At 54.2% G+C, this 13,458-nt stretch carries 5 protein-coding genes and 1 pseudogene; 1 reads left to right on the forward strand and 5 read right to left on the reverse strand.

What is annotated here, in order from left to right; genetic code table 11:
- The 5 genes and pseudogenes from GHO32_RS11585 to GHO32_RS11605 form a co-directional block, all read right to left on the reverse strand.
- A pseudogene (locus GHO32_RS11585) lies at positions 1–563 on the reverse strand (IS5 family transposase); the annotation flags it as partial.
- A 227-nt stretch (positions 564–790) separates the two neighbouring features.
- Positions 791–1,621 (reverse strand): hypothetical protein, encoded by an 831-nt coding sequence (locus GHO32_RS11590; RefSeq protein WP_048377208.1) that lies wholly within the window; start codon positions 1,619–1,621, stop codon positions 791–793.
- Positions 1,622–1,623: 2 nt separating this feature from the next.
- Positions 1,624–2,181: a hypothetical protein gene (locus tag GHO32_RS11595; RefSeq protein WP_048377209.1), complete on the reverse strand. Its 558-nt coding sequence runs from the start codon at positions 2,179–2,181 to the stop codon at positions 1,624–1,626.
- A gap of 761 nt (positions 2,182–2,942) precedes the next feature.
- The gene (locus GHO32_RS11600; protein ID WP_048377211.1) at positions 2,943–5,909 is read right to left on the reverse strand and encodes a DEAD/DEAH box helicase; all 2,967 of its coding nucleotides are present in this window, start codon (positions 5,907–5,909) and stop codon (positions 2,943–2,945) included.
- Between the two features lie 382 nt (positions 5,910–6,291).
- Positions 6,292–10,257 (reverse strand): DUF4365 domain-containing protein, encoded by a 3,966-nt coding sequence (locus tag GHO32_RS11605; RefSeq protein WP_048377212.1) that lies wholly within the window; start codon positions 10,255–10,257, stop codon positions 6,292–6,294.
- A 277-nt stretch (positions 10,258–10,534) separates the two neighbouring features.
- Between GHO32_RS11605 and GHO32_RS11610 the strand changes: the two genes are divergently transcribed.
- Complete coding sequence (locus GHO32_RS11610) at positions 10,535–13,411, forward strand: AAA family ATPase (protein ID WP_048377213.1); 2,877 nt, start codon at positions 10,535–10,537, stop codon at positions 13,409–13,411.
- Positions 13,412–13,458: the final 47 nt, after the last annotated feature.

Below are 13,458 nucleotides of genomic sequence, written 5' to 3' on the forward strand. Positions count from 1 at the left end.
CAGCAACCAGCGGCAACGCTTGCGTGGGCGACCGCGCAGGCTGGGTATGCAAGCCTGATCGAGTAGCGGTTGGGCATAGGCTATATCGCTGGCTTGTCCGCCTGACAACAGGAAACGCAGAGGCACACCATTGGCGTCGCACAGCATGTGAATCTTGGTCGTCAGGCCACCCCGGCTGCGCCCGAGCGCGTGGTCTTGCGGTTCTTCAAATCCCCTTTTTTCCCGGCACCTGATGAGGCCCGGGTTGCTCGTACGGCAGTGGAGTCGATCATCCATGTTTCCAAGTCAATCAAACCCTGCTCATTCAATCGGATATGAAGACGCTTGAGCATCTGATCAAAAGCTCCGCAATCACGCCATCCCCGGAACCGTTGATAGATCGTTGACCAAGGGCCGAATCGTTCGGGCATGTCTCGCCAGGCTGCGCCAGAGCAAAGCACCCAGAGAATACCGTTTAGCATCAGGCGATCATCGGCCCGAGGGCGCCCGGTGCGCTGATTTTTGGTGAAGATATCTGCAACCAGATCCCAGGCTGCGTCGGGGAGTTCATACCGCTTTGCCATCTTGGCCTCCTGGCTTTAATGGCGGTGTATTTTACAGAAAATCGTATTTCTTGGGTTTACGTACAGAGCCTAGCTGTATCCATGCGACTCCTAGATGGATTTTTCTGTATAAATAACAGGCCTCGAAGCCCACTGAAAAGCGTTCAGTGGCGTTTCCTCGCCTGTTTTGTTGATCACTCCGAGGTGGTCTATCCCGGGCTGATTGGACACGACTTAGGGTGGATCATCTACATGACTTGAACAGAGTTTGCCAGGCGCCTCTCATTTCCGAAAAGCGTTGTGTAAAAGCGTTGCTCGATGCCATAGATCAGCAGCTTTAACTGGTGATCGCTGCCAATATCGAAGACGCCTTTGGCTTTGTCGAAATCAAGGTGGCCGGCGCAGTAATCGTCGATGTAGCTGACCATCGCAGCTCGCTGGCCAGACGGAAGCGCTGCAAGGGTCGCCATCGCCAATCCAATGCGCTTCCTGTTCGGTGTAGACACACGTGCCGCCTCAAAATTGTTTGAAAGCCCAATAAAGGGCTCATCAAGGAATTTTTCCACTTCCTCATGAGTTGATTCTTTGAACAGCTGGCCGATCCCTTTAAAAATGCTGGAGATCGTGGCCAGACTCTTGAAAACCAGCGAATCTGTTTTGGGCAGGTAAATAGCGTCCGGCGTTGTGTTAATCACAAGTCGCAACTGCCCGTTGTCTAGCTCCGCGACCTCTCCGAAAGTGATGCTTTTTCGGGACACTAGCAGGGACGGTGTCACTTTTTGAAAGTAGAAGGAGTCATTCTGGGCACTACACAGCCATGTGATCTTATCAAACTGTTTTTTCTTGAGTTCGACATGATTTTTGCTGTCGAACGGCTCTTTCAGAAAATCGATGCAGAACGGTTGCCCTGAAAAACCAGGAATCACAAACCAGGAGTCTTCATCCAGATTATGATCAGGCTCATAAGGTACGCAGGCTGCCGCGTCAATAACAACTTCTGCATAAAGTTTACTGTCCGAAAGAACCTTTACGATGGCATTTTTTTGGAGACGTTTGATTTTAGCGAGGACAAAGTCCATTTTCAGCCTCTATCGATTAGAGTGTAGTCATTAATGCGGTACACCTTGTCAATCACGACCTCCTTAGGAGTCCGAAAGCTTTCCTTGCTAATCAAGAAAAGCGTGACATGAGACGAGGTGCTCACGTTGTAAAACTCATATCCGTATAGTAAGAATAGAGGATTGAAATACAGCGCTTGTGATCGGTATGTGAAGATAAATAGTATCAAATACACAAACACTAGAGTTTGGAAGCTATTGATGCTGAGCGCCACGAAGAAATAACCCAAATAGCTTGGCAAAAAGCTATTGTTCGCATGCTCAATGCTCACAACCTGCCCAAGTTGAAAGGTGTCACTTCCCAGTCGTCTGCTTAGTTTTAAGCTGAGGCCTGTCAGTACGATAGGAACGGCAAGATACAGGGCATAGGAGAGCCCACTAATGGCAGTTTTCAACCCGGGCAAGCTCGGATCTGCGATAAACCCACCAAACGTGATTTCGCGCTGAACCAGATACACAATCACCAGTAAGGACGTCGCGTTGAAGGTCAGCAGTAATCTGAATAGCGTGTTGAAGTCCACTTAAAAAATCATCCGTAATCATTTTCATCCTCTGATGGCAGGATGCTACCAAGAAGCGTCGGGGCTCGCCAGTTCTGGCCGATGACTGTCAATTAGCTTACACCCTTTATCTAAGCCCGAGATGCCCTGCATGAGCGAGCACGTGCGTTGAGATGATAGGTTCCGGACGCGCAGGCCGACCAGATTGAAGAAGCACGGGAAGCTGAGCACGTCCGCGTGCTTGTCGCTGATTCAGCTGAGTAAATCAATCAGGTACCCGCAAGATGCCTGATGTGTAGGAGATCGTCACGGTGCTTGCAGCATAGTTCATCCATGACCCCGGACCCCAGATTCGGGTCAATGGTACGCCTCTGACCCTGGCCAAGCTTGAGCAGCATGCTCGAACGCACACCCTGAATCTGAGTGAGGGTAGGCTCACAAAAGTCATCGTCATCAATCAACGCAGCGAACCATTCATCTATCTGACTGCACGCTCATGGGCGTTGCTCATATGTCCTTGAGCGTGTAACCAATTGGATGGGCTCGACCATGCTGGGCCATTTACGATCGGATTGACATCAGATGCTGGGTTACTGGATAAATGCGTCGAGCAACCAGCGATGAATCGGGGAGGGCAGCGATCCATTGATTGCATTTGGCGAATTATCGAGGCCTCCTGGTAACCGCTGGCCATTGAAATGCAATGGCTGTGCGCCGATCTGTGGTAGTGCCAAGTAGAATTTTAGTTCACCCTCAAGCTTGGCGGTGTGAAACCTCGACAGTTACTCACTCACTAGCCAGTAAGCTTTTGCCGAGCCCTGACGTGCGTAGCCTATGCAGAACGCCATCAAATCGCTCATGCGCTCATCAACTATGGTGCGCCGAATACCAGGTTGAACGCCTACCACCGTGAAGGTAAGAGCTGTTGCAGGTGTTAACCGCAGCAACTCGTAGGTTTCATCCCTGTCCCCGCTGACAAAGTACGAAGGAGATGTGTGTCTGCGATGCATGCGATCCTCCATATGATGCAGCAAGGTAGCGACGTTGCAGAAGTAAGCTGACTTTACCAGCTGTCCCGCAACCTCATACACATCACCAACTCGCCCTCCATTGGCTGGCCCTCCTGCACCTTTACAGTGATAGAGGGTGACGTTCACTTCCTGGGCTGCATTGACAGTGACGCAGATGTAGTCGGCGGCCTCGCCTGAGCGATGGTCGTAATACAAACACCGGAGATCTGGAAGCGTCAGAAGGTGTTGTTCCAAATGCTCCTGCACAGTTGCTTGGCCATCGAGTTCTGCACGTCGCTCCAGTGTGCGAGGCTCCTGATTGTTCGGCAGGAACTCTACCTCGATCGCGCAGCCTGTCCAATCGATTGACTCCGCATCACCTGGAGCAAGTGCGAGGGATCTGAGAAGAGGGGCAGCGATTTTGTTTAGCCCTTCAAATGAAGACTTATCTGTTGCATAGAAAATAGGAGGGCACTCACTAAGCCAGTCGGCCAATGGCATCCAGCCATCTTGGCTAGACTCGATCGTCATTGTGGCATTTGGTTCCAGGCAGCGAATCAGTTGGCCACCCTCAAGACTCAGGCGCATACGGATCTGCCCCTCAGCATGAACGATCGAAAAATCCAAGTGCCCGGCTTGTGGATCGCACTCAAAGTCCTGGATATCCCACTCCACAAGCCTGGAGGTTTGTAACTCTTGTTCCTGCGTAGCCCTGAAGTGAATACGAGGATTGCGAGTGAGGCCTTGCCGTGACCAGTTGGCTGCCATCACCGCTTCTGGTAGCTCCCGAAGAGTCGTAGTGGTTCTGACCAAGTCGAGGTGGGTTTGGCTAAACGCAGCATCTCCTACGATGCGCGCATGAAGCGTCTGCACCCAGGCAAAGAAGTCAGGAACGGATAGGCGCTGATTGCTCCAGATTCTAGAGCTGCTACTGGCTCCGATGGTTTCACGCACCTGGCCGTTCATGCCACTCCCGAAGTAGTGACCCTGAGCGTAAGCGCGGCTGTCACCGGCAGTGACCGCGCGCTCGGCTTGAGGGCCAGTTAGGGTTCGATAAGTCTCGACTTGCGAATTGAAGGTCGTGTTCTGCAAGCCAACAGCAAAAAACCTCATCCCCTCCAGTCCGGCCCTCGCTCGGCTCGTTTCTTCATAGCTCAACCCTCGGCTGCCGGCACGGCAAACGATATCCATGATGGTCAGGTACAGCTTCTCTGTCCTGAGAGTTGAGCCGATGAAGCAGTAGCTCGATTCCGGAAAATACATCAGCAGGAAGGCCTCGTGCCGAATATCAGTAAGCGTGTTTGAGGTCGACCAGTTCGGAGGTGCTTCATCTGCTGTCAGTACGAGAGACAAATTGCCATCTGGCGTTCCCCACTGCTTCACAATGCGAAGCATTCGACCAACCTTTTCTCCCAGCAAATCGAAATCCGGCCTGCGACTGCAGTGAAACCCGCGGACGTGCGCGTACAAATTGAAGGACAGCGCAGATACGGACTCATAGTCAGACTCAGTCATCCGACGCACCGGCAAGCTTTGGATGAATTCTTGGGCCTCAACTGCGCCCTGAATCTGAGCAAGCGCGGCATCATCAATCATCTGAGCCAGATCAACGCCTTCCCGGAGCAGAGTCGCTGTCGCCTCACGCACTCTGAATGCCGGTGCAATGAGGGTTGGGCGTCCCGTGGTGCCATCGATCCTGGCGAACCTGCCGATGAACTGGATTGTGGGTACCAGTGACTTGTGCGGTGCATGTAACGCCGCGACCTTGAGCTTTGGGAAGTCATAGCCTTCACCAAACATGTCTACGCAGATGATGGCCTTCAACTCACCAGAAACGAGCCTCGCCTCGATTAAGTCCTGTTGTCGTTTGGTAAGTCGGCTGCTGATGGCGGCGACGGAAACGCCCAGTTGCTCATAGATCGGGACGAGCGCTTGCGCGGAAGAGATGGTCGAGGCGCGTACGAAAAGCCTGTGATCAAAACCGTTAGCGACATCGTCTTCGAGCTGTGCCACCGCAGTTCGGGCAATCGCCCGATCAACATGCTCATCATCAAGCTCGTTATCTATGGGTGCCGCCCGGAAGACGATAGGATCGAACGCACCTTCAGACACGGCTCTCATAACAGGATATCGGTAGACCAACTTGCCCGGGATAACGCGGTCATCGCGCCTGAAGGGGGTTGCTGTCAAGAATATAAATCGAGCTGCCGAGTAGTGGTCCAGGTACGCTGCCCAGGAGTCCGCCGGCGCATGGTGTGCCTCATCGAAAATCACTACATCAAAAAGGTCGGCCGCAGCCCTTGGGGCAATTATCGGCGAAGAGCTGCCGGGGGTTGAGATCACGACGTCGAACACCCGCAATTGTTCCCAAGCCTCAGGCGTTATTGGCCGCCCCGAATGCAAGTGAACGGAAGGTAGCGGCCCGTCTTCAGGTAGCGCACCGATGCGCCTGAGTGTTGAAAGGGTGGAAAAATGTGAGTGCACCTGTTTGCGCAGAGCACTTGATGGCTCGACGATGAGTATCCGAGTTGCTCCAAGTAGAAGCGGTAGCGACATCATCAATGATGTCTTTCCATAACCAGTGGGCAGGCAGATGATCGCGGGGTCGTCTTGCAACGAGAAGTGGGCCAATGTCGCATACATTGCGCCAAGTTGGCCCGGCCTAAAGCCGCTGTTAGGTGCGTCAGTCTGCTGAAGAAGCTTGAGTGACCCCGCTTGCTCCACAAAAAATCCAGCCATTTCTACCGTCCTTGGATATTTCTTACCAATCCTAATGGGCTATGGGCTTTAAACAAGCGATGCAGGTAAAAATTTCTTTCAGCATCTCCTAGCTTCTGCTTGCTTCAGCAGGCACGGGGACTGAGGTGCCGGGACCCGAGCAACTCACAATGGCTCGCTTGAGCGCGGCCCGTTCGTTGTAATTAGTATAGGTGTTTGAATCGCCCCTGGTTTCAAATAGACACGACGCAATTCCAGGGCTGCAGTTCGCAAACCTCTACTGGGATCTTGTCCCAGGCCCACATCGTCAGAGCAGCTTCCGGACGAGTCTTTGTAGAGAAACGGTGCCCTCAGGCTCGACCACGCCGAAGCCGCGCACAGTCCAGCGCTTGCGGCGCCGCACTCATCGTCCGAATTTGGGCCTTTGCGCCGCTATTCGTGCTGTGGTGTAGGCGTTGGCGAACTCGGATTGGTCAATCGTGCCCCTCGTTAGGCTCTCATTGAGCTTGGTATAGATTCGCAACCCTTCGCTAGCCGCTACGGATTCCAACTGAGCACATTTCGAACCCAGCAACCGGATAGCAACCCTCTCAAGACGCTCGTCCATTTGATCACCATGATGAGACTCGACTAACAGCCTGTAAACCGCCCAGAGTCCTTTAGCGCTGGCCTTTGGCAAATGCCCCCTGAGTGCGGCGGCGATGATCAAAATGACAATGGTCTCAAGGGCCTGATCAGGGGCATCACTTTTCATGGCTGCTTTGACATGCCAGTGTCGCATCAGCGCTGCTAGCCCAATCTCAGGAAGCAAAGCCTGATCCACCAGAATACGTAGCACCGATGCTGCATGCTCCAACACTTTCTCAAAGGTCGCGCGGTAATCCCAGAGCGCCGAGATTACTGAGATGAACCTGGGTTCTGCGTCAAGGATTTCTACGGCTTGACGTACGGTTCGTGCAGTAAAGGCAGCCGGGGGAAGCAGCCGCACAATCTCGGACAGCTGCACGATTACCCTGACCCTCCATTCACACAGCTGCGCAATTTTGCCGGCTTTTTCAATGGGGGAGAGCTGCCCAACCTCTGTCAGTGCGGCCAGGACATCAAGCGTGCAGAAACCATCGACCTCGGAACCTGCGGCACAAAATATCCGCAGCGACTCGTCATCAGAATAGAGCCGGTACCGTTCCGGCTCTTTGCCGAGTATCTCCACGATTTCACTGTTGCTGCGCCCAATGACCCTGGCGGGCGATGCTTCGCTTGCCTCCTCTGGAGGGGAGGGCTGGAGGATCGAGGCTAGATGGGGTTTCAAAGCGTTCTGTAGCTCCAAGCATTTGCTTCGCTTTGGGCTTCCAAAAACGGGGTTCGTGAACTCGGCAAGCTCCTCCATCGTGGCCCTGGCAACCGCAATTTGACCGAAGAAAGTGATGACGGCGTCGATCAGCCCCAAGTCGTTAAGGACTAACAGCGCTGTCCAATCCAGCAAAGGCACTCGCTTGCGCAGGGCATCGGCACCGATCGGTTGCCACCCCGTATCGTTGACCATCACCAAGTGATACTGGCGATCATCCCGGCTGGACACCTTGGCAACTTCCCACAGGTGTACAATATCGGAAATGTAAGACAGCACCAGTCGCGGGCGCCACGAGAAAGGGACGGTGTTTAATCCCTGCTGTAGGGATCGCTCCATCCGTTTCTGGAACGCTTCTCTGTCGGGCGTCATTCCAGCCAGTGCTTTCAGGCTTTCCACCAACTCCGTGCCAGAGGCGCCCTCTCGAATTTCGCCTCTCCAGAGCATCCGGGAATTCGGGAAATTCCTGAAAAATGCTTCAGCGCGTGTTCGGAACTGCTCTCTATCCCTGGCAAGGTCGATGTCACTGCGTCCCCCCAGAGTGCCGCTCAGGTGCATCATCAAGTAGGTGCCTTCCTGGCTCTCTACACTCTGATCTACCAATTCGCCTGCTCGTAGGGCTAGCTCCAGTAGCCGGTCGCTCGTTGGGTCGGAAAACTGGATGAGAAAGAACAGTAATTTCACGAACTCCAATTGTTCCCCTTTGGATCTCGCAGTTTCGAGCGCTCTTTCCGCTGCCTCCACGGCGTCATCGACGTATCCGCAACGTGTGGCAATCGTCGCATAGGTGTTCAGTGCCAGTGGATCGTCAGATCCTGTGGCTACAATTTTCAACAACCGATCGCGGGCCTTTTCCGTTTCGCCCAGGTGATCAAGTGCCAATGCCTCGAAGGCTCCCATTCGATCACCAGGCTCAACGCGGACTCGATTGCTTTGACACAGCTCTACGATGCCTTGCCAATCTCTCAAGGTCACCAAGGCCAACCCAAGCCGCGCAGCCACCGCAGGCGACAGGACATAGTGCTCAGTGATCTTTTCGGAGAGTCGAACACACGCCTGCGCGCTCTGCGGGTCGGTAGGGTCAAGCTCGTGGATGAGGGTGAGTGCAATACTGACGGGCCGATCCAGTTCTTCATACCTGGCCTGCAGCGTCCTCAACGCCTCATCCTTGGCCAACCTGCTCATCTCCAACTGGAGATAAAATTGTGCGAGGGCGGCTTCGGGGGCCAGAGCAGGATCTGCTTCGAGCATCCCCATCCACTGGTTCACGAGGCCGGTCTGAACTGATTTGTGCGCCGAAATAGACGCTGCGGTGACAGCCGACCCAAACAGGGGGTGGCTGCGATCCACGTCACCGACGTATGCGCCAAAGCCTTGATAGCACGCCCGAAATTTACGGGTTTCATAGAGCAGAAGCGTGCCCCAGAGCTGCTTGTCAGGTGAGTCGGGCAACTGATCATTTGTCGACAATGCGAGGGTGAAGTCCGCCAATTGACCCGCAATGCCCCGCAAGACCTCATGGATATGGGGCAATTCCGGGCGCTTCTGCGCTGCATCCTTCAGGTCTGCAAGTATCGACTCTGCCTTGCCAAGGGCCGACGCTGTGGCCCCCCAGATGTCGACGAGCTGCTCTATGTTAGAGCCCCAGCCAGATGCCTTTATGGACAGGACAGCATCGTTAATCGCAACCCAAGCTTCCTCAAGCTTTTGAAGGTCTACACCTGGAAGACCTGCGGGTGGGATAGATTCACGTCGCGGCGTAGTGGCGGTGGCCACTGCGAGGGAAAATTTGGCTCGAGCCCTAAGCAACAGCAGCAGTTCACGAATGTCATCGGACGCGTCACAGGCTTCAAGGCCCGCCTCGCAGTCCGTCAGGGCATTTGCCGGTTCTTCAGACAGCCAATGTGCAAACGCTCTGGCGAAAGACCGTTGAGGTTCCGCAAGCAAATTCGCCTGCTCAACGGCCAACTCGTAATGCCCTTGCACGGCATGCAGCCGGGAGCGAATGGCAATGATGGCTGGATCTTCACCCTCCAGTAAATCATGTAGCTCTGCAAGTGAGTCGCTATCGTTCTCGAATCGGATGCGGATCTCCGCTTCCACCTGGGCTGCTCGGAACTTGGGGAGCGGCGTTACCTCGTACGCGTTCTGGTAGGAAGAGACTGCCGCTTTGTTATCTCCCGTTTGAACCTGCCACTTGCCACGTAAGCGCCAATATTCTGCGCGCTCAAGGGTGGCCGACCCTTCGAGTTTTGGCTCTGCCTCATCGAGCTGGATCTTCGCTCGATCCAGCGCGGTGACCTGTAGATCTGCCTTGGCCTGAGTCAAGTTCCAGGCAAGCGTGCCGCGAGCTGGGTTGACCCAGTAGTCTTCCGTTGGGCCTGCCAAGGCGTTCATCAGTGCGGAGCCTCGTGCAGCCACGCCTTTTACCACGCCCTGAACCAGGGTTAAGCGGTCATCTGCTTGCATCCCTGGGTGTGTTTGCTCTGCGCGCTCACTCAGGATATGCCCCATGCGAGACAGTTCGTTCTGGTGGCGAATGTCCTCCGAGAGATCCGTAGCTATTTTTAGTACGTTCTTTGTGGACGCACGAAGGGTGACGGATTTGCGTTCAGCGGACAGATCGTCGACCGAGATGCGATTCAGCTCATCCCTGAGCCAAACATAGTAAAGGGGGCAGTCGACAGGATCTTCGTTCACCGATAGGTCGCAGATCACCAGAAGTACCGGTTCTACGGCTCTGGCGTAATAGCGTACAGTGGTGGCTTTCAGAGACACCGAAATGTATTCGCCATCCGCCGTCAGGTTCGGAGAGCGGGTGCCCTTAAGCTGGATACGGAAAATATCCGTCGCTTGTTGATTCGGCGTGGTCTGCACTTGGAAGTCATAGCCATAGTCGTCAGTCCCTTCCAGGCTTTGCACTCGCCAATTCTTGGGATGTCGAGCCATCAGGCAACGTGTTGCATCGGCATTGATGTCGTGCTGATCACCCGTCCCAGGTAGAGGCCCGTCAACTGGCATGGTGCTTCCTCGGTATTATCAAAAATGGGTGCTGGAGGCTTGAACGGCGTTTTGATGCAGCACTACTTGTCCTGAGTATACCGGGCGTCAAACCGGGTTTGGGATCAGACTATGGGATCAATATCTCTGTAACTGGGGCTGCGAGTCAGGTTGGGTGCATCCCCCATGTTGTACGAGACTGCCCAAGTTTTTCCGAACTGCGGCCCATTCACAACGCTCGGTAATGGCTTCCTGATGCCAGTCCGGTTACGCTGATGCGTATCAGGGAGGAGGCGCAATGAGTCAGTACCTTTTAAGTTTTGCCAGGCAGAACCTTGAGGGGCGTACTGATGCGTACCTGGTGCTTCTTTGGTGTATGTACCAAGCCAACCAAAGCAAGGGCCGCTACTCCGACCACATCAAGTCACACATCACCACGGCGTCGGATCAATTGCTGGGTCGCAACTACCAGCGTGTCGCTGCTCGCTTCAAGAAAGTGCTCGATAAAAGGCCTGAACTGGATCGGATACCACCCTCGGGCTTGGGGGCGTTGGATTACCTGCGCGTCAGGAATTTCCGGGGCTTTGGCGAGTTTGGTGCTGACGACAAAGGCACGTTCATTCGATTCAGTAAGCTGAAAAACATTTTCTACGCGCCCAATGGCGGCGGCAAATCATCGCTCTGTGAAGCCATCGAAATTTGCACCACTGGGGACATCAAGGAAGCCGCCAGGCGCAAGACCAAGGTCAAGCAGTACATTGCGCGAGGAGAAACCAAGCCTCAGCTCGCTCTCCTGGGAGCGAATAAGCTCAAAATTGCGCCCAGTATCAGTTGGTCAAGCTGCTTTATTGATCGCAATCGCCTTCAGGAGTTTTCGCTCCTGGGCTCCAAGGACACTGGCAGTGGCGAAAGTGATGTCTTGGCGACCCTGTTCGGCCTGGAAGAGCTTCAGGACGTCATTTCCCGATTCGTGCGCCCTGACAGTTTTACGCTCAAGGCATTCATGCGTGCCGACCAGGCCGAGGCCCTGACGAACCTTGAACGCGCTCGAACAGAGCTTGGCCAAGTGCGGAGCAAGCACAGGGCAGATCTGTACGCTGCGATTTCGCAAACCTGTCAGCTCTTGGGGCTGCGGGCCGATCAGGATTTCGAAATTCGTACAAAGGCAAAGCGGCTGCGCAAGACGATAGACATGCACATCCGTGGGGCCGAGCGACTGCGAGCCGCCAAAGCACCGGTGGTCATTCCCATCAAGCATGTTGCGCGTACGTCTGCCATCGCCAAGCGGTTGCTCAGCCGCAAAACGCAGATCGAGACACTGTTTCTGAAAAGGGCCAGTGACGTTAACTATCGCGCTGTTTTTGAAGCCTTGGAGGCTTTGGAAGCCACCGAACAGCCGTCTGAGAAGACCTGTCCCGCCTGTTTGACGCCCCTTGACCAAGTCACGGTGAACCCTTTTGAAAGGGCTCGTGATCAGATCAAGGCGCTCGGGGCTCTGGAGGCTCTGAAGCAATCCAAACAGAAAAATGATGCTCAAGTTGTCCTCTGGGCTTCAAGGATCGCGACCGGGATCAGTTCAGTGAAGGCCAATGCCTATGCCGATGTACCCTGCCCACTGGCGATGGACGCATTGGAAGCGGTGCTCATTGAGTTCCATACGGCGACTGACCGCTCGACAGTGGCGGGGTCTGTCCTCAATGCTTTCATCGCGCTCTGCGCTGACAGTGCAGTTCAGATCGAGGTCTATCTGCGTGCCTGCGAGCGCAAGCAACGGGAGGTTGATCAGGCGGTGGTTCAAGCGGCTCGTCTGGATGCGCTCATCGAACACCTCAAGCAGGTCGATGAGTCGCTGAAACGACAGTTTGACCTCAAAACCCAGGCGCTAACCGGGTTCACAGACGCCAATGATAGGATGCTTGCGCTGATAGGGCAGAGAACGGCTTTGCTCAATGACTCGGTGGATAACAGCCACTTCAACCAGTTGCTCAAGGATCTTGAGGCTGAATACCGAACGCTCTACGGCGACCTGTTGGACTACAAGCTGGAGCTTGAAAAGGCGCGCATTACAGGGATCGAAGCCAAGGCTGCCGACTACTACCGAGCGATCAATAACCACGACGATGACCATGAGCAGATAGAGACGCTGGCCTTTGAAAAGCTTACGGAGAGCTACCGGATCAAGATCACCAACGTGGACGGATCCCTGCTGGATGCGTTTGCTGTGCTCAGCGAAGGGCATCTGAGGGCGCTGGGCTTGTCGATTCTCTTGGCGATGGCTGAGAAAAACAATTTTCCGCTCATCGTTTTTGATGACGTCGTCAACGCGATCGATACGGATCACCGATCCAATATCATCGACTTGTTTTTCAATGATGACTACCTGCGCCGGATCCAGATGGTGGTGACGACCCACGATCGCCTCTTCTGGGAGCGCTTCTGCATCATCGCTGATCGCCATCCTCAATCCGACCAGCAAGCAAGCCATGTGCTCAGCTATACGAACAAAGGCATCGTGGTCATTGATCATGCAGGCGGTTTTCAGAGAAAGGTGCACGTGGCGTTGTCGGTCTACGACGTTCGGCAAGCATTGCTGTATTGCCGGATCTGGTTCGAGTCCATGGTGCTAGAATTCTGCATTGAAAACGGCGTTCAGGTGACCGCGAATTTCAACAAATCGCAGCTAAAGAAGAGTATGTACCTGCAGGTGAGCCTGGAGCACACCTTCAAGCTGGTGGAGCCCTTCATTGACTACGACCTTTCGCATTTCAATTTCATCAAGAATGACTTGGTGAACTGGGGTGGCCAAAACCAAGAGCACCACGCCTTTGATGAAGGAAGCCTGAACTTTGTGCACTCCAAGACAAGTGGTGAGGTCCTGAAAATCTACGATGCCATCCGCTTTCTGGAATGCCAGCTCTTCATGGACAAAAAGAGAGAGTCAGGAGAAAGGTACCTTGCAGAGGTGAATGAAAAAATCGAGAAGGGCCGCAGGAAATTGGTAGGACTCGCCAGGGCTCCGGAAGAGGTGCAGCAAGAACATCAGGCCGGATTAAAGGCGCTGGAAAAGCGCGCCATTGAGCTCACCCAAGAGCTCCAGTTCATCGAGCGCTGCGTAGTGAGCGTTGCTGACCGCGAGCGAGCCAGGGATCTGCCAGCTGAGTTGCCGCCTACCTAGCCGTGTTGCAAGCCACCGTCTGGATGGTTGTTCGAATGATCAGTTTG

Origin of the sequence: Pseudomonas sp. FSL R10-2189 (assembly GCF_009600325.1) — a bacterium.
Taxonomy (GTDB): Bacteria; Pseudomonadota; Gammaproteobacteria; order Pseudomonadales; family Pseudomonadaceae; genus Aquipseudomonas; species Aquipseudomonas helleri.